The 15,967-nt window shown below is 53.1% G+C and carries 15 protein-coding genes; 7 read left to right on the top strand and 8 right to left on the bottom strand.

Going from position 1 to position 15,967, the window contains the following annotated elements; translation table 11 throughout:
- The first annotated feature begins 140 nt into the window (after positions 1-140).
- Positions 141-1,001, top strand: a complete 861-nt coding sequence (locus tag CIK78_RS06445; protein ID WP_096282295.1) for an EamA family transporter — start codon at positions 141-143, stop codon at positions 999-1,001.
- On the opposite strand, the gene CIK78_RS06440 is transcribed toward CIK78_RS06445, so the two are convergent.
- The 4 genes from CIK78_RS06440 to CIK78_RS06425 form a co-directional block, all read right to left on the bottom strand.
- Positions 998-1,531, bottom strand: coding sequence for a DUF192 domain-containing protein (locus tag CIK78_RS06440; RefSeq protein WP_096278324.1), 534 nt, complete (start codon positions 1,529-1,531; stop codon positions 998-1,000). The two genes, CIK78_RS06445 and CIK78_RS06440, sit on opposite strands and share 4 nt — an antisense overlap.
- 84 nt (positions 1,532-1,615) lie before the next feature.
- Positions 1,616-3,097 (bottom strand): pyruvate kinase, encoded by a 1,482-nt coding sequence (gene pyk, locus CIK78_RS06435; protein WP_096278322.1) that lies wholly within the window; start codon positions 3,095-3,097, stop codon positions 1,616-1,618.
- Positions 3,098-3,219: 122 nt separating this feature from the next.
- Complete coding sequence (locus CIK78_RS06430) at positions 3,220-3,708, bottom strand: ureidoglycolate lyase (protein ID WP_096278320.1); 489 nt, start codon at positions 3,706-3,708, stop codon at positions 3,220-3,222.
- Positions 3,709-3,725: 17 nt separating this feature from the next.
- A complete protein-coding gene (locus CIK78_RS06425) occupies positions 3,726-4,550 on the bottom strand; it encodes a bifunctional allantoicase/(S)-ureidoglycine aminohydrolase (RefSeq protein WP_096278317.1) in 825 nt (274 codons plus the stop codon).
- A gap of 353 nt (positions 4,551-4,903) precedes the next feature.
- On the opposite strand from CIK78_RS06425, the gene CIK78_RS06420 reads away from it, so the two are divergent.
- Both CIK78_RS06420 and CIK78_RS06415 read left to right on the top strand, forming a co-directional pair.
- Positions 4,904-6,352 carry a YfcC family protein gene (locus CIK78_RS06420; protein WP_096278315.1) on the top strand — a complete coding sequence of 483 codons (1,449 nt, stop codon included), beginning with the start codon at positions 4,904-4,906 and terminating at the stop codon, positions 6,350-6,352.
- 153 nt (positions 6,353-6,505) lie between these two features.
- Positions 6,506-7,816: an esterase-like activity of phytase family protein gene (locus CIK78_RS06415; protein WP_225734285.1), complete on the top strand. Its 1,311-nt coding sequence runs from the start codon at positions 6,506-6,508 to the stop codon at positions 7,814-7,816.
- 78 nt (positions 7,817-7,894) lie between these two features.
- On the opposite strand, the gene CIK78_RS06410 is transcribed toward CIK78_RS06415, so the two are convergent.
- Complete coding sequence (locus tag CIK78_RS06410; RefSeq protein WP_096278311.1) at positions 7,895-8,758, bottom strand: MurR/RpiR family transcriptional regulator; 864 nt, start codon at positions 8,756-8,758, stop codon at positions 7,895-7,897.
- A 25-nt stretch (positions 8,759-8,783) separates the two neighbouring features.
- Positions 8,784-9,719: an allantoinase PuuE gene (puuE, locus tag CIK78_RS06405; RefSeq protein ID WP_096278309.1), complete on the bottom strand. Its 936-nt coding sequence runs from the start codon at positions 9,717-9,719 to the stop codon at positions 8,784-8,786.
- 324 nt (positions 9,720-10,043) lie between these two features.
- On the opposite strand from puuE, the gene CIK78_RS06400 reads away from it, so the two are divergent.
- The 3 genes from CIK78_RS06400 to CIK78_RS06390 all read left to right on the top strand — a co-directional run bounded on the left by CIK78_RS06400 (position 10,044) and on the right by CIK78_RS06390 (position 13,868).
- Positions 10,044-10,799, top strand: coding sequence for an aspartate/glutamate racemase family protein (locus tag CIK78_RS06400; RefSeq protein ID WP_096278306.1), 756 nt, complete (start codon positions 10,044-10,046; stop codon positions 10,797-10,799).
- 191 nt (positions 10,800-10,990) lie between these two features.
- The gene (locus CIK78_RS06395; RefSeq protein ID WP_096278304.1) at positions 10,991-12,361 is read left to right on the top strand and encodes an NCS1 family transporter; all 1,371 of its coding nucleotides are present in this window, start codon (positions 10,991-10,993) and stop codon (positions 12,359-12,361) included.
- Positions 12,362-12,389: 28 nt separating this feature from the next.
- Positions 12,390-13,868: an NCS1 family nucleobase:cation symporter-1 gene (locus tag CIK78_RS06390; RefSeq protein ID WP_096278302.1), complete on the top strand. Its 1,479-nt coding sequence runs from the start codon at positions 12,390-12,392 to the stop codon at positions 13,866-13,868.
- Positions 13,869-14,044: 176 nt separating this feature from the next.
- Here CIK78_RS06390 and CIK78_RS06385 read toward each other — a convergent pair whose 3' ends face one another.
- Together CIK78_RS06385 and uraH are read right to left on the bottom strand one after the other, a co-directional pair.
- Entirely contained in the window at positions 14,045-14,773 is a 729-nt protein-coding gene (locus CIK78_RS06385) for a GntR family transcriptional regulator (protein ID WP_096278300.1), read from the bottom strand.
- A gap of 92 nt (positions 14,774-14,865) precedes the next feature.
- Positions 14,866-15,219 carry a hydroxyisourate hydrolase gene (gene uraH, locus CIK78_RS06380; protein ID WP_096278298.1) on the bottom strand — a complete coding sequence of 118 codons (354 nt, stop codon included), beginning with the start codon at positions 15,217-15,219 and terminating at the stop codon, positions 14,866-14,868.
- A gap of 160 nt (positions 15,220-15,379) precedes the next feature.
- Between uraH and uraD the strand changes: the two genes are divergently transcribed.
- Positions 15,380-15,919, top strand: a complete 540-nt coding sequence (uraD, locus tag CIK78_RS06375; protein WP_096278296.1) for a 2-oxo-4-hydroxy-4-carboxy-5-ureidoimidazoline decarboxylase — start codon at positions 15,380-15,382, stop codon at positions 15,917-15,919.
- The last annotated feature ends 48 nt before the right edge of the window (positions 15,920-15,967 follow it).

Genomic DNA, 15,967 nt, shown 5'->3' with positions numbered 1-15,967 from the left:
ACTTATTGTATTCACTTAGCGCGCGAAAGAAAGACGCCTAAGGTCGGCATGGCAAAGATAGTCTCTATCGCTGTATTATTTTGGCGCTCTCTCAAGCTGTTACAATGGCTATCTGTTTCCTTCCTGCCATGGACATCAACGTGCCCCTACGCGACCTGCTGCTCGGCCTCTTCGTTATCGCTATATGGGCGTTAAACATCATTGTTATCAAGGTAGGCGTGGAAGAACTACCGCCGCTATTGATAACCACCATTCGCTTTATGCTGGTCGCAGCGTTGCTAGTACCCTTCTATCCCGTCGCACGCGCGCAGCTGCCGTTTTTACTGCTGCTATCAGTGACGTTCGGCAGTCTTCACTTTGCACTGCTATTCATTGGTTTAGAGCACGCGGAAGCGGGTACCGGCGCGCTGCTCGTGCAAATGGGTACACCGTTTGCCACGTTATTGGCCGTGGTGTTTTTTAAGGAACGGCTGGGGCCTAAGCGTATCGTCGGGCTGCTGCTCTCCTTTGCCGGTATAGCCGTCATTGCGGGAGGGCCAACGCTGCCGTCGCCTTTGCCATTAACTATCTTGCTGCTGAGCGCATTAGGCTGGGCAATCTCGCAGCTGTTAATTAAGCGCGGCCCACCGATTGCCCCACTGGCACTCGCAGGCTGGGTGGCGCTGTTTGCAGTACCTCAGGTAGCGCTAGGGTCGTGGCTATTTGAAAGTGGTCAATGGCAGGCAATTAAGCAGGCAAGCTGGGTGGGCTGGGGAGCAATCATTTACACCGCCGTCATGTCATCGATTGTCGCTTACGGGATTTGGTACACACTGTTGCGGCGCCATCCGATCAATCGCGTCATTCCCATGACGCTTCTAACGCCCGTATTTGCGGTGGGCCTAGGCGCGCTGCTGATGGGCGACAGCCTAGGCATTCACAAGCTGATAGGTGGAGGATTGGTGGTCTCAGGTATCGCGCTGATTGTGATTAAATTCCGCCGCGCACCCCGTCTAGCTTAGGGTGCGGGCTGGCAGAAACCTGCATCATCAGGGACCGATACACAGTCGCCCACTTTAATACCGCGCTCGGCAAAGTATCCGCCGTTAACCTCTAGCGCCGAGTAATACGCGGCACCGGCCGGATAGGAAGGGCAACGACTGGGCTCAGAGGACTCGCAAGGCGGCATGGTATTGATGGCGACAATCTGCCCATTGCCATCGATAAAGGCAATATCGAGGGGGATTAGCGTGTGATACATCCAAAAGGCATTGTTAGCCGACTGTTCTCTCTCAAACCGAAACAGCATGCCACTGCTTGCTGGCATGCTCTCACGCTCCATCAAACCACGCTGACGCTGAGCAATCGTTTCCGCCACTTCAACGTCTACACGATGCGGGCCATCCTCGCTATGAATAGCAAGCGCCAGCGTTTGCAGGCCGGCTGGCTTCGCCTGCCCCCACGCCACAGCACTAAGTAACGACATCGGCAACAGTGCCGCCAGCGGTAACAGTAACGACGCCTTAAGCAGCGTGCGACGCGTAGAGTTCATGCGTACTTCCTTTTATGATGCGCGTAACTCCCCAACATATGGGGAACCTATCAGCAGCAGGCCAGCATCCAGCCACGTCGTCTATTAGCCGTTATGCTCAGCGTGCTGGTCGGTAATCTCCATCACTTTCATCGTATTAGTGCCCCCATGAGCGTTCATGTGATCGCCGCGGGTCAGAATCACGTGATCTCCGGCTTTTGAGATACCGGTTTTCACCAGCAGTTCAAGCGCACGTTCATTTAGCTCGGTGGGTGACATTTCAGATGTATCAAAAGGTAGCGACACCACCCCGCGATACAGTGCCATGCGGCGCTGTGCGATAGGGTTGTGTGCCAGACCCACGATCGGCAAACCAGAACGAATACGCGATGCAATCAGCGGCGTGTAGCCAGAAGACGTCATGCAGGCAATCGCGCTAACGCCAGTCATATGATTCGCGGCATACATCGCTGAAAGCGCAATGGTTTCATCAGGGCGAGCAAAACCTTCATGAATACGGTGGCCGGATTCTTGGGCTGATTTTTCACGCTCAGCGCCTAAACAAACCCGCGCCATGGCTTCTACGGTTTCAAGCGGGTAGTCGCCTGCGGCGGTCTCCGCTGAGAGCATCACTGCATCGCTGCCATCCAGCACGGCGTTAGCCACATCGAACACTTCTGCCCGTGTGGGCAGCGGCGCCGAAATCATGCTTTCCATCATCTGTGTAGCAGTGATCACCGCGCGATTAAGTGAGCGAGCACGCTTGATCATGCGTTTTTGAACGCCGACTAGCTTCGCATCGCCAATTTCAACGCCGAGATCACCCCGCGCCACCATCACCGCTTCCGATGCTTCAATAATACCGTCGAGGGTGGCGTCATCCGCCACGGCCTCAGCACGCTCAACCTTCGCGACTAAGCCAATATCTTTGCCCGCCTCGCCCAGCAAGCGGCGCGCCTCCAGCATATCTTCGGCGTGGCGGGGGAAAGAAATGGCCAAGTAGTCCACGCCAATCTCGACGGCAGTTTTCAGATCTTCTTTATCTTTTTCAGTCAACGCTGGGGCAGAAAGCCCACCGCCCTGCTTGTTGATGCCTTTATGGTTGGAAAGCTTGCCGCCCACGACCACAACGGTATACACCTGCTGGCCGCTGACGCGAACAACGTCTAGAACGACGCGACCATCATCCAGCAACAGGCGATCACCTGCTGAGACATCTTGCGACAGCGTTGTGTAGTCGCAGCCCACCTGGTGAATATCACCTGCATCGCCGTCTAGCGCCATATCGAGAATAAACGGCTGGCCTTCTTTGAGCACCACCGCACCATCACGAAAACGGGCAATACGGATTTTGGGACCTTGAAGGTCGCCCAAAGCGGCAACGCTACGGCCTAGCTTCGCGGCGATTTCACGTACCTGCATTAAGCGTCGACGGTGATCATCGGCGGTACCATGAGAGAAATTTAAACGCACCACATCCACGCCCGCAGCAAGCATGGCCTCCAATACGCCCTCACGATCACTGGCAGGGCCAAGAGTGGCGACAATTTTGGTACGACGGATCGAAGAAAAGTGCAGTGCGCTCATAATATTCCCACCATGCGAATTAGCCTGTAGTGACGCTATTGGATAACGAGACTCTATTGAATAACACTAGCTTATCAGTTTAACGCGCTCTATATGACAGCGGTACCACTCACAGGCACGGATTATTCCAAGGTCACGGTTATCGCCATGGGAAACTCTTCGCAGTTATTGCCGTCACCGCCTCGATCTACCACCAAAAACTCGCCTTCTCGTTCCAGCACCGATTGAACGGCATGCCAGGTGCCTGCACGGTAGTTGACGCCTTGATGGCCGTCGGTCACAAAGGCACGCACGTCACCTGAGTTAATATGCTCGCCGGGAGTGGCCACCACCACGATAAAGCGCTCTTCATGCAGCGGCATAAACGCCTGGCTGCCTTGAGGGTGGCGCTCTAAAAACGTCAGTTCAAGCGGCAGTGTGATCGGCTGACTGATAAAAATGTTGATCAGCGTGTGGCCGTTTTCACCCAGCGTTTCCACCTTAGCGAGGTCATGATGGCGCTGGGTACGACCAGCGTTGATAGGGAACGACGCGGCGTTGCGCGCATCAATCACATCGCCAAAAGGGGCAAACGCCTCTGCCGTTAGCGGTGTAGCAGTGAGTTTAAGCATTGCGTTGTCCTTACACGTTATTTCAGACGAAGGGCGGGATGACGATTAACGTCTTTATATAGCAGATAGCGGAACGGTCCTGGCCCACCGGCGTAACAGGCTTGGGGGCAGAATGCGCGCAGCCACATAAAGTCGCCGGCCTCTACTTCAACCCACTGCTGATTAAGGTGATAAACCGCCTTACCTTCCAGCACGTAAAGGCCATGTTCCATCACGTGGGTTTCATCGAAGGGAATAACGCCGCCCGGCTGGAACGTTACAATGGTCACATGCATATCGTGGCGCACATCATTAGGATCAACGAAGCGTGTCGTCGCCCAGCTTCCGTTGGTGCCTGGCATTTCAACAGGGGCAATGTCTTGCTCATTGACCACAAACGCTTTAGGCACGTCGAGCCCTTCGACAAACTCAAAGGACTTACGAACCCAATGAAAGCGCACTGCTGCTGCTGATTCGTTACGTACCTGCCAATCACTGCCAGGCGGTATAAACGCATAGCCACCGGGCACCATGGTATGGCGCTCGCCCGCTAATATAAGCGTTAACTCACCCTCCACCACAAACAGCACGCCTTCAGCTTGAGGGTCCAGCTCAGGCTTATCGCTACCGCCGTTGGGCTGCACTTCCATAATGTACTGTGAGAATGTTTCAGCAAAGCCTGATAGCGGCCGCGCGAGCACCCACAGGCGCGTGCCTTCCCAGAACGGTAAATTGCTTGTCACTATGTCACGCATCACGCCTTTAGGAATCAGCGCATAGGCTTCGGTAAAAACAGCGCGGTCAGCGGTTAACTGCGTTTGCGGCGGATGACCGCCCGTGGGAGCGTAGTAAGTAGCTGGCATGATTGGTCCTATCTGATTTTATTAAAATAAAGAAAACATCTTGTATACAAGATCTGCGACACACATTAAAGCGATCTTTCGCAAAGCCCTTGTGAAACACTCCTCCCAATAGTAACTTCTTTAGAAACTTTCGTTTCATAATTCTAAAACCATACGAACCATGCTTCAAATGGCAATGTTTCAAATGACAGTGTCTCAAATGACAGTGCTTCACCGTTTGGCCCTTGTTGATCTAGTGGCTAGACGATGTCATTGCTCGGCTCACACTAGGCATTTATAACTAAGCATTTATAACTAGGCATTTATAACAACGGCTGCCCTCAAGGGTGGCTTTAAATAACGCGAGGCAACGCATGTCCCAACAAATCCCCCCTTCGCCCTCCCCTGAACGCCCAGTGCCTAAGAAAAGCTGGTGTAGAATCCCCGATATCTACGCCGTTTTGTTCATATTTATTGCGCTAGCGGCGATCGCCACGCACTTTGTGCCCGCAGGGCAGTTCGAGCGCGTTCCAGGCCCGGCTGGTCGTATCACCATCGACCCGACCTCTTATGAACAAATAGCCCCCTCTCCAGTGGGCATTGTCGATTTCATGCTGGCGATTCCCAACGGCTTGATGAGTGCCGGGGAAGTTGTCTTTTTTACCTTCATGATTGGCGGCATGTTCATGGTATTGAGGCATACCGGCATTATCGAGATTGGTGTCGATAAGCTGACTAGGCGCTTTGCCCGACAAAGCCTGCTGACCATTCCAGTGCTGATGACAGTATTTGCCCTCATCGCGACCGTTATTGGCACCCAGGAGCTGGCGCTGGTTTACGTCCCGGTAATCCTGCCACTGATGATTGCATTACGCTTTGACTCAGTGACGGCGGCGGCGGTGGCTTTATGTGCCACTACTGTCGGCTTCACTACCGGCGTACTCAACCCCATCAATACCGGCCTGGGCCAGCAGCTTTCAGCACTCCCGCTTTATTCAGGCTACGGGCTGCGCATCTTGGCGTTTATTGTCATGCTGGCGGCGGCCATTTTCTTTGTCATGCGCTACGCCCGCAAAGTGCATAACGAACCATCCTTTAGCCTGCTCAGCAGTGACCCGGGCGAGTCTGAAAAGCGTTCGCTCTATCAGCATGCCGATAATGGCCGCGCACTGGTGGCCAACGGTCGTCAAAAGCTAGCCGCAATCGCGGCCTTTGCCTTCTTCGGCGTGCTAATTTACGGCGTGTTACAGCAAGGCTGGTTCATGATGGAGATGGCCGGGCTTTTCATCATTATGGGGATTGTGGTGGGGCTGATCGCGGGGCTTAACACCGACGAAATATGCGCAGGCTTTAACCAGGGCTTCCGTGATGTGCTCGTGGGAGCGATGATCGCAGGGGTTGCTCGCGGTGTCGCCGTGATGCTGGAAGATGGTCAGATCATGGATACGCTGGTGTTTGGACTGGGCAATCTGGTTGGCGGCCTGCCCACGTTACTGTCGGCTATTGGCATGTTCTTCGCCCAGCTAGGCTTTAACTTCATCATTCCTTCCGGTAGCGGTCAGGCCCTGGTGACTATGCCGCTGATGGCACCGCTTTCCGATATTATTGGCGTCACACGACAAACCGCGGTGCTGGCTTTCCAGCTCGGCGACGGCATTGGCAATATTCTTTACCCAACGTCAGGCTACTTTATGGCCACGCTGGCACTGGCTGGGGTGACGTGGCAAAAATGGGTCAAGTTCTTCTTCCCCCTCTTTTGCATATGGGTGCTGATTGCGTTGGCGTTTCTTGTGTTCGCTCAGGCGACTCAGTGGAATGGTTAACCAGTAAACAAAAAACGTTAGCCAAAATAGTCAAAACGGCCAGAAATTAAAAGATCTGCTTTCTGTCATTCAACTATCACCTTTGTTGAAGAAGATAGAGGTAGCTGACCCTGCTCAGCTACCTCTTATCTTCTTTGCAAAGGTTAAATAGTGATGATGAAACCGATACTCGCCACAGCCTTACTCGCCTTTGTATTTACGGATTCAGCTTATTCTCAGCAGGCCTTTCCTGCCACCTTGTCCAGTCATGCTCAACTGCCCGGCAGCACGTTTGTAGCGGCCCCATCCGGCGCCGCTGAACACTACAACACCTCAGGCCGCTTTACTGGAGAAGAAGGACGTATTGAGCAGTTATACACTAACCTACAAGCCACTGGTTTAGCGCTCCCTTTTCCCAGCCAGCCGCTGCAAGGGTTTTCAGGTATACGCTCGCTTGGCGACGATCGTTTTCTGGTCTTAACCGATAACGGCTTTGGCTCTAAGGCGAACTCTTCCGATATCATACTGATGTTTAACATCATAAACCCCGACTGGAAAACCGGACGCGTCACTATTGAGGAGACCGTTCAACTCTCGGACCCAAACCGCAAGGTACCCTTCCCTATTATGAATGAAGCCACCCCCGGGCGATTTTTGACCGGTGCTGATTTCGACATCGAATCGATCCAGCCGGTGGGTGATACCTACTGGATTGGTGATGAATTCGGCCCCTGGATTATCCAGGTCAATAAGGAGGGTGAAGTGTTGCAAGTGATAGCCACAAACCCAGGCGGCACGATGATGCGCTCGCCCGACAATGCCTTTGCCCTGACCCCAAACCCCGGCGCACCACTTTCAGATGATGTTGTCGTTTTTCGCTCCGGTGGCTATGAGGGTATGGCGCTCTCCGAAGACCACACAACGCTCTATCCATTGTTGGAAAAGCCTGTATGGGACAGTAATGATAATGCCCCGGAAACCATTGATGGCACTCCCGTCTTAAGAATGTTCGAACTCAGCACTGACACAGGCGAATGGGGCGATACAACTCGCTATTACCCACTCGCGTCAGCGGATCATGCCATTGGCGACTTCAATCTTATTGAGGGCACCCGCGGCCTGATTATCGAGCGTGATAGCCGCCAAGGAGACCCTAGAGCAGAGTGGGCGAACGATCCCGCCGAGTTCAAGCGTATCTATCTTATCGACCTCGATCGCACGAACGAGCAAGGTGTGCTTGAGAAAATCGCCTATATAGACCTCATGGACATTCAAGATCCCAACGGCATCGCACCGCGAGGCACGATCGACGGCACGTTTAATTTTCCCTTTGTGACTATTGAGAACGTGGATAGAGTCGATGAAAGAACTATCGTGGTCGCCAACGACAATAACTATCCGTTCTCGATTGGTCGCGAGCAAGGGCAGGCTGATGATAATGAGATGATACTGCTTGATGTGGCAGACTTTCTGAACGCCGAATAGCAAGAATCAGCGTGAGGCTAGGGCGCTAGCGGACATCTTCGCCTCACGTTGAAACGCCAACGATTTCTAACGTATGTGCTAATCGATACTCATGATCGGTGTTTCAAGTTCACTGAGCTCAACGTACATATCGCTGATCGCGCTGATCCGCTCTCGTCCCTCTGCCAGGCGACGGTGTAAAACGCCGTTCGCCAGCAAACAAATCAGGCTATTGGCTGCGGCGTAACTATCAAATGCCGAGAGGCTTTCAAGCGGCGTTTCCATAAACCAGGTGACTTGAGCGGCGAAATTCACCGCGGTTGGATCAGCAATTAATGCGACCTTGGCCGGCGAGCGCTCAAGCGCATCCACCAGCGCAGCAAACGCCGCGGGGCGGCGGCGAAATCCAAACAGCACCACAACATCCTGCTCGGAGAGATCGACAATTTCTTCCGCTAACGACTGGTTAGGATGTGGAACCACCCGCACCTGGGTGCGCGCTTGAATCAACTGCTGACGAAAATGTAGTGCTAACGGGTAGCTGTTACGAAACCCGATCACAACCACATGGCGTGCGCTATCCAGATGCTCTACCAGCGCAGCAAACTGTTCCGACGCTATCCCGTTCAAGCAGCGCTGCAGATTTTCCTGCTCGCGCTGCAAATGACGCTGGAACGGCGCGCCGGCCTCTTCCTGCATGGCATTTGCGTCGATCACTAGCGGCACGCCTAAGTTGCGCAGCTGGCGGGCATGGTCTTTAACGGTACGATAGCTCTCAAACCCCAGCCGTTTGAACAGACGGCTGACCGTGGATTTAGATACCCCGGTTAAGCGCGCCAAATCGGCCGCGCTATACACCGCCAGATCATCAAAGTGGTCGAGAATGAAGCTCGCGACGCGCTGCTCCTGGGCACTTAACTCGTCAAACTGAGCGGTAATACGCTGTCCGATATGCGGCGTCATAACATCCTAATAAACTAGTTTAATGTCACGTTGATGCGGGATGATGCTCGGCCCAATGGCGGGCGATATCAACTCGCCGCGCAACCCAAACGCGGTCATGGCTTTCGATATAATCTAAAAAGCGCTGCAATGCTCGAAAACGCCCAGGCCGCCCAAGTAAACGACAGTGCATTCCAATAGAGAGCATTTTCGGCGCCTCTTCCCCTTCTGCGTAAAGCACATCAAAGGCATCACGTAGATAAGTAAAGAAGTGATCTGCGGTATTGAACCCCTGCGGGGCGGCAAAGCGCATATCATTAGTGTCGAGCGTGTAAGGCACAATTAAATGATTATGATCACTGCCCTGGCTATCGGTGACACGAGTCCAGAAGGGTAAATCATCGCCGTAATAGTCGCTATCGTAAAGGAAGCCGCCCTCGTCCAGCACTAACTTGCGCGTATTAGGGCTATCGCGGCCGGTGTACCAGCCTTGCGGCTTCTCACCATAAAGCCGCTGAAAAATCTCCATGGCCTGCTGAAGATGCGCCCGCTCAACGTGCTCCGAGACTTCTTGATAGTGAATCCAGCGATAGCCATGGCAGGCAATTTCGTGGCCTAGCTCTTTAAACGCCTGAGCGACGTCAGGATTACGCTCCAGCGCCATCGCCACGCCAAATATTGTGAGCGGTAAATCACGTTTTTCAAATTCGCGCAGAATGCGCCACACCCCGGCCCGCGAACCATATTCGTAAATCGACTCCATGCTCAGGTGACGATCAGGATAGGCTGGCGCGCCGATAATCTCAGATAAAAACTGCTCTGAGCCTGAATCACCATGCAGTACGGAATTTTCGCCGCCCTCTTCGTAGTTGAGCACGAATTGGACGGCAATCTTCGCCTTTCCAGGCCAGTTAGCGTGGGGCGGATTTCGTCCGTAACCAATTAGGTCACGAGCGTAGAGGTTCGAAGGTGATGACGACATGCATAGCTCCTTGATTCCAATGCTTGGCTATCGTTTAGTGCAACATAGCCTGTATAGCGCGCACCTAGAGAACCCGCAAACTGCTTGTATACAAAATAGCGACATTAACGGTCAACCGCAACGCGCCCACAGGTTAGTACACTGGAGTTCACGGGCCTTTTTCACGCTAACAATGAATCTAACAGTCGCATTCATAGCCAACTAGCCGCTGACCATGATTGCCTTTTTTAAGGCCAGCTCAATTTAGTTACTTGCGCTACGCTTAGAATCGCCCTATTTTTGTATACAACAAAAGAAATATTGTTCACGTGCGGATTACTTATCATGCATATACGAATTATCAATCCCAACACCACGGCCTCCATGACCGCTGCTATTTATCATGCAGCGCTGCAGCAGGCAGGCGCAGGCACTCAAGTTAGCGCCTCGCAGCCGGACGCGGGGCCCGTTTCAATTGAAAGCCACTTTGACGAAGTTATTAGTGCTGTCGGCGTGGCGGAAGAGGTTCTTAAAGGCGAGCGCGAAGTCGGTATTGATGCCTACGTGGTGGCCTGTTTTGGCGATCCGGGCCTACTTGCCGCAAGGGAGCTGACCCGTGCGCCGGTCATCGGTATTGCCGAAGCGGCCTTTCATCTTGCCACGCTGATCAGCACTCGCTTTTCGATTGTCACCACGCTGGGGCGTACCGGCATTATCGCCGAGCACTTGCTTCAGCAGTATGGTTTTAGCCACCACTGTCGGCGCATTCGCGCAGCTGAAATTCCGGTTTTAGACCTTGAGCATCATCCTGAGGCTGCATTTGCCCGCATCGTCGAAGAGTGCTGCCGTGCGCGGGATGAAGATGATATCGGCGCCATCGTTTTAGGCTGTGGCGGTATGGCTAATTTGACCCAACAGATTAGTCACGAAGTAGGTCTGCCGGTGATTGAAGGCGTCAGCGCAGCGCTGAAACTGGCTGAATCACTGGTTAGTTTAGGTCTGCACACCAGTAAGCATGGCGACCTTGCCTACCCACGACCAAAAGCATTCACGGGTAAGTTTGCGGCGCTTTCTGATCTTTCACTGCCCCTTGACTCATAGTCTTACGATATGGCGAACAGCGCTTTAACTGACAGACATCACTAACTGACAACGCTCGCAACACTACTAATAATAATTAACATTATACAAAATAAGCAACACGTCCATTAGCACGCCACGCCGCAAGCGTTGCTTGGGTATGAAAATACTCAAGCTACCAATAAAACCGATAATCTTGCGAGGACGACATCATGAGCGCTTCAACTTCGGCTCTTGCGTCAAAAAATCAATCTACTGCGAACGACGCAGTGGGAACAAAAAGCATGGGGGCTGAAAGCCTGACCCCTCAAGACACCCGAATAATGGGGCGTAGCTCCTACTTTCTGGCGTGGTTCGGCGGCTGCGTTTCCATTGGCACCTTTGCCATGGGCTCAAGTGTGGTCGGCACCTTAAACCTGTTGCAAGCTACGCTGGCCATTGCCATTGGCTGCTTTGTGATCGGCATTGCTCTGGCCATTAACGGGGCCGCAGGCTACAAGTACGGCATACCGTTCATGGTTCAAGCACGTAGTGCGTTCGGCTTTACCGGCACGCGTTTACCCGGATTAGTTCGCGCGGTGCCTGCGGTAGTGTGGTACGGCTTTCAAAGCTGGATTGGCGCAGGGGCACTGAATATGGTGTCGGCTACGCTGTTCGGTTTTGACAATCTTATCTTCTACTTTATTACCTTCCAGTTTTTGCAAATCGGCCTATCGGTCATGGGATTCCAGGGCATCAAATGGCTAGAAAACATCGGCAGCGTTTTTATCCTAGCCTCACTGATGTACATGTTTTACGCCACGGTGCAGCGCTATGGCGATGAGCTTTCAGCCAGCCTGCTAACCATGGAAGGCTCATGGGGCATGCCCTTTTGGGGCGCGACCATGCTATTTCTTGGCATATACAGCACCATGATGCTCAACGTTAGCGACTACTCACGTGAGCATAAAAAAGGCACGGCCCAAAGCCTGCTGACGACCATTTATGCCATGTCAATTCTGCCCTGCACGCTGTTTATGGGTTTGATTGGCTACATGGTTTCGCAAGCCACCGGCACCGCAGACCCTATCCAAGTATTTGCTAACGCCGTCGACAACACGCCGCTGTTGATGACCACCCTACTATTTATTGCCTTCGCGCAGGTCACTACTAACGTACTCAATAACGTAGTGCCGCCCACCTACGTATTGATGGATGTCTTTAAGATCAAGTTTCCAATCGCCACGGTCATCGTTGGGCTATTGGCGTTTGCCACGTTCCCCTGGAAGCTTGTCCAGCCAGGCTCTGCAGCGGGCCTACAGATGTTTGTGCAGACCTATTCAGCATTCCTCGGCCCCATCTTTGCCATCCTCGTCGTCGACTACTACATCATTCGCCGTCGCACTCTAGATATCAGCAAGCTGTATGACCCGGAGGGGCCTTATAAAGGCGTTAACGCGGCGGCACTGATTGCCACGGCGATTGGCATTGTGGCGGCGCTTTCTTTCTCGGCGATCTCCTGGTACGCCAGCCTTATCCCTGCAGGCATTAGCTATTACCTGCTGATGAAGTACTGGGCACCTTGCCAACGTTTTAGCCAGTAACCCCACGCGCCAACCTTGAGCCAATAAAATGAAAGAGAGCAACGACGTGAGTGATTTAGACATTAGGCACATCGACCCGACGCTGTATAACGAGGACCTTGCGCCGCTTAAACCTCAAGATCGTAACTGGGGCGCGTTTGAGATCTTTAACGTCTGGTCGAACGATATCCAAAGCCTATTTGGCTATACCCTAGCCGCTTCGTTATTTTTGAGTTATGGCCTGAACGGCTGGGCGGTAATGGCTGCCATTATACTGGCGGGCGTGATCGTGATGTTTTTGGTCAACCTTACCGGTAAGCCCAGCGTTAAATACGGCATTCCGTTTCCAGTGATGGTACGTGCCAGCATGGGTGTTCGCGGCGCGAATTTGCCCGCCATACTACGTGCCATCGTCGGTATCTTCTGGTACGGCGTACAAACCTACTTCGCATCAACCGCGGTAACGCTGCTTATTACCGCCTTTATTGGTGCGGGCAGCGGGAGTACTTTCCTCGGCCTTTCCGGCGTGGCGTGGGTGTCGTTTGTGATTGTTTGGCTGTTCCAAATCGCGATTTTCTGGCAGGGCATTGAGCGCATCAAACACTTTCTAAACTTGGCAGGCCCACTGGTCTATGTGGTGATGCTGGTGTTAATGGCGGTTGTTTGGTATCAGGCGGGCAGCGAATTACTACCTGCTATTGGCACTATTTTTAGCGGCGATGGTGAAGCCAGTGGCAGTTCGATTGCCGCCTTTATGGCCATTGTCGGGACCATGGTGGCATATTTCGCAGCGGTGGTAATCAACTTTGGCGACTTCACGCGATTTGTGAAAACCGAGCGCCAGATGAAGCTTGGCAACCTGCTAGGCTTACCGCTTAACGTGGCTTTCTTCTCTTTTATTGCGCTAATTATTACGGCAGGCACTCTGGTGCTGTTTGGCGAGGCACTGACCAACCCCGCCGATATCGTTGAGCGGGTTGATTCGCTGCCGCTGACGATTGTCGCTGCCCTCACCTTCTTCGCCGCTACGGTAGGCATTAACTTAGTGGCCAACTTTATTCCGCCCGCCTATGACCTGGCCAACCTGTTTCCCAGCAAAATCAGCTTTAAGACAGGCGGCCTGATTACCGCCATTATTGCTTTCTTTGTCGGCGCGCTTTGGATCTCCGTGATCAGTCAAATAGGCATTCCCGGATTCGTAAACGCACTCGGTGCAATCGTCGCGCCGTTCTACGGCATCATCGTGGTCGATTACTACCTGATCAAGCGCCAGCATTTGAATATGCAGGAGCTGTTCTCATCAGCGCCGGGCGGCGCCTACTATTACGTGAATGGTTGGAACATCCGCGCCCTTATCGCCTTTGGCGCCGCTGCGATGTTCTCTCTTTCTACCGTTCTAGCTCCCGCACTATCAAGCCTAGGCGGATACGGCTGGCTGATAGGCGCGGGCTTAGGCGGGCTATTCTACTACGGCTTAATGCGTCAATTTAAGGCAGCGTCTGCGTTTGCTGAGCATACGGTAAGTTGAGAAATTTTAACTGCTAGAACAAACGCCATCGGCCAGAGCCGGTGGCGTTTGTTTAGGACATAACGCGTCAGGGTGCTCTAATCATCTGGAGTCTGCGTGAAATCACCGACGGCTTTATGAGAGTTGCCATTAATTACTGCGGCTGGGATGTTTTTAACTGATGAAGCGCACCTAACCTAACCCCCAAATATCTGCTGCAAATCCGGTGCGCTCTCTTGCTCTTCAACCATGGAAAGCGAAGCTTCGATGGCTTTTAGGTGGCGGCTCATAAAGGCTTTAGCGCGCTCTCCGTTGCCTGATTCTAAATGCCCGATTAGGTCATCGTGGTCGTGGGATTCGCAGCCCAGGTGGCCGCGATGACCGTAAACGGCGAGTATCAGCGAAGAGCGCGAGCACAGGCGCTCAACAAACTCCGCCAGGGTGGCGTTGCTTGAAAGCTGCGCTAAGCGCACGTGAAAATCCGCCGAGAGACGAATAGCCACACTTTGCTGGCCACTGCGCAGCGCTTGGCGCTCTTGGCGGGCCATTTCGCGAAGCTCAGCGGCTTCTTTGTCGCTCATGTGTCTTGCCACATCGGGCATTAACCCGCACTCGATTAACTGACGAGCATCGAAAACGTCTTTGGCTTCATCAGCGGTTGGCCGGGTAACACTAGCGCCGCGGCGTGGCGTGAGTGTGACTAATTGCTCCAGCGCTAAGCGCTGTAAGATTTTACGAATCCCGGTACGGCTAATACCAAATACTTCCGACAACGCATCTTCACGCAGCCGGGCACCAGGCTTTAAACGTTGCTCCACAATCGCATCGCTGATAGACCGGTAAATCACTTCGTGGCGCTCATCGCCCTCTTTGCTATTTTTATTAACGGAAGCGCGCCGCTTTACCGGTGCCTGCGCATCACTCATAGCTAGCCTCTCTGATCATTCCTTCCAAGCCGCAATGATATCGTGCTCTTCATCGCGCATGTTGGTTATCACGTAATAGTTAATCGGAGATTTTAGCTACCGCGGTAAGTTGAGTAGCCATAGGGCGATAGCAGCAGCGGCACATGATAGTGCTGGCTGACATCAGCAACACCAAAGCGCAGTGGAATCATATCTAAAAAGCGGGGCTCATTAGCCTCTACGCCCTGGGCTCTCAGGTAGTCACCGGCATGAAAAACCAGCTCATATTCAGCTGCAGTCAACGCATCGCCCTCTAAAAGAGGTGCATCACAGCGCCCGTCACTGTTAGTGATGACGGTGCTTAGATGCTGGCGTTCACTGCGGGTCAAGCGAAACACCTCAATAGTAATCCCCTGCCCGGGCTGTCCCGTGGCGGTATCCAGTACGTGGGTAGTTAAACGCCCCATAGCCGCTCCTATTTTATAAGGTTATTGGCGATACTTGATCGACATCCATGCCGTTGTACCGTTGAGCCTATCGGTCAAGGAGTACCGCTGCCGTTCTTTATTGTATACATTAAGTCTATCGCTTTACGCTTTGAAAAACTGCATGCCTAGGAGAATTTCAGTGTCGACCCACCGCCCATTAGTACTTTCACCAGCGCCTAGCCGATGCAGCCTTGAAATGCTGACGCTTCACTATGGGGACGTGTATGAGCACTCGCCTTGGGTCGCAGAAGCCGCCTGGCATCACGGCCTAAATGAAGAGCATGACGCCCCTGATGGGCTGGCACAGCTTATGGGCCTAATGCTGCAGCAGGCCAGCAGCGAGCAGCAAATCAATGTCATTCGTGCCCACCCCGATTTGGCTGGCAAAGCCGCTATCTCAGGCGAATTAACGCAGGATTCCACCAGCGAACAGGCCGGAGCAGGTCTACATCATTGCAGTGCCGATGAGTTCGCTCAGTTTGAATCTCTTAATGAGGCTTATAAAAAGAAATTTGGTTTTCCTTTTGTGATTGCCGTTAAGGGGTTAGATCGTGGCGCAATTTTAGCCGCCTTTGAAGAACGCTTGAACAACGCTGCGGCAACCGAACGGCAAACGGCCATTGAACACATTATCCGTATTGCCTGCCTGCGCTTAATCGATCGTGCCAGCAAAGCGTAAAAAAAAAAGCGCCGACCCCATAGGGAGCGGCGCTTTGAGCCAGATCAG

This window comes from Halomonas sp. JB37 (assembly GCF_002332255.1).
GTDB classification, from domain to species: Bacteria; Pseudomonadota; Gammaproteobacteria; order Pseudomonadales; family Halomonadaceae; genus Vreelandella; species Vreelandella casei.
Note: the sequence above shows the minus strand (reverse complement) of the source record. Positions and strands in the feature narration are given on the sequence as shown.

What these genes read in the sequence shown, in the direction of transcription:
- puuE (WP_096278309.1), bottom strand. Translation starts at nt 9,719, where the DNA reads ATGTCGTCATCACCTTCGAACCTCTACGCTCGTGACCTAATTGGTTAC.
- CIK78_RS06410 (WP_096278311.1), bottom strand. Translation starts at nt 8,758, where the DNA reads ATGACGCCGCATATCGGACAGCGTATTACCGCTCAGTTTGACGAGTTA.
- CIK78_RS06395 (WP_096278304.1), top strand. Translation starts at nt 10,991, where the DNA reads ATGAGCGCTTCAACTTCGGCTCTTGCGTCAAAAAATCAATCTACTGCG.
- CIK78_RS06390 (WP_096278302.1), top strand. Translation starts at nt 12,390, where the DNA reads ATGAAAGAGAGCAACGACGTGAGTGATTTAGACATTAGGCACATCGAC.
- CIK78_RS06430 (WP_096278320.1), bottom strand. Translation starts at nt 3,708, where the DNA reads ATGCTTAAACTCACTGCTACACCGCTAACGGCAGAGGCGTTTGCCCCT.
- CIK78_RS06400 (WP_096278306.1), top strand. Translation starts at nt 10,044, where the DNA reads ATGCATATACGAATTATCAATCCCAACACCACGGCCTCCATGACCGCT.
- CIK78_RS06440 (WP_096278324.1), bottom strand. Translation starts at nt 1,531, where the DNA reads ATGAACTCTACGCGTCGCACGCTGCTTAAGGCGTCGTTACTGTTACCG.
- pyk (WP_096278322.1), bottom strand. Translation starts at nt 3,097, where the DNA reads ATGAGCGCACTGCACTTTTCTTCGATCCGTCGTACCAAAATTGTCGCC.
- CIK78_RS06415 (WP_225734285.1), top strand. Translation starts at nt 6,506, where the DNA reads ATGATGAAACCGATACTCGCCACAGCCTTACTCGCCTTTGTATTTACG.
- uraH (WP_096278298.1), bottom strand. Translation starts at nt 15,219, where the DNA reads ATGGGGCGTTTAACTACCCACGTACTGGATACCGCCACGGGACAGCCC.
- CIK78_RS06385 (WP_096278300.1), bottom strand. Translation starts at nt 14,773, where the DNA reads ATGAGTGATGCGCAGGCACCGGTAAAGCGGCGCGCTTCCGTTAATAAA.
- CIK78_RS06420 (WP_096278315.1), top strand. Translation starts at nt 4,904, where the DNA reads ATGTCCCAACAAATCCCCCCTTCGCCCTCCCCTGAACGCCCAGTGCCT.
- CIK78_RS06425 (WP_096278317.1), bottom strand. Translation starts at nt 4,550, where the DNA reads ATGCCAGCTACTTACTACGCTCCCACGGGCGGTCATCCGCCGCAAACG.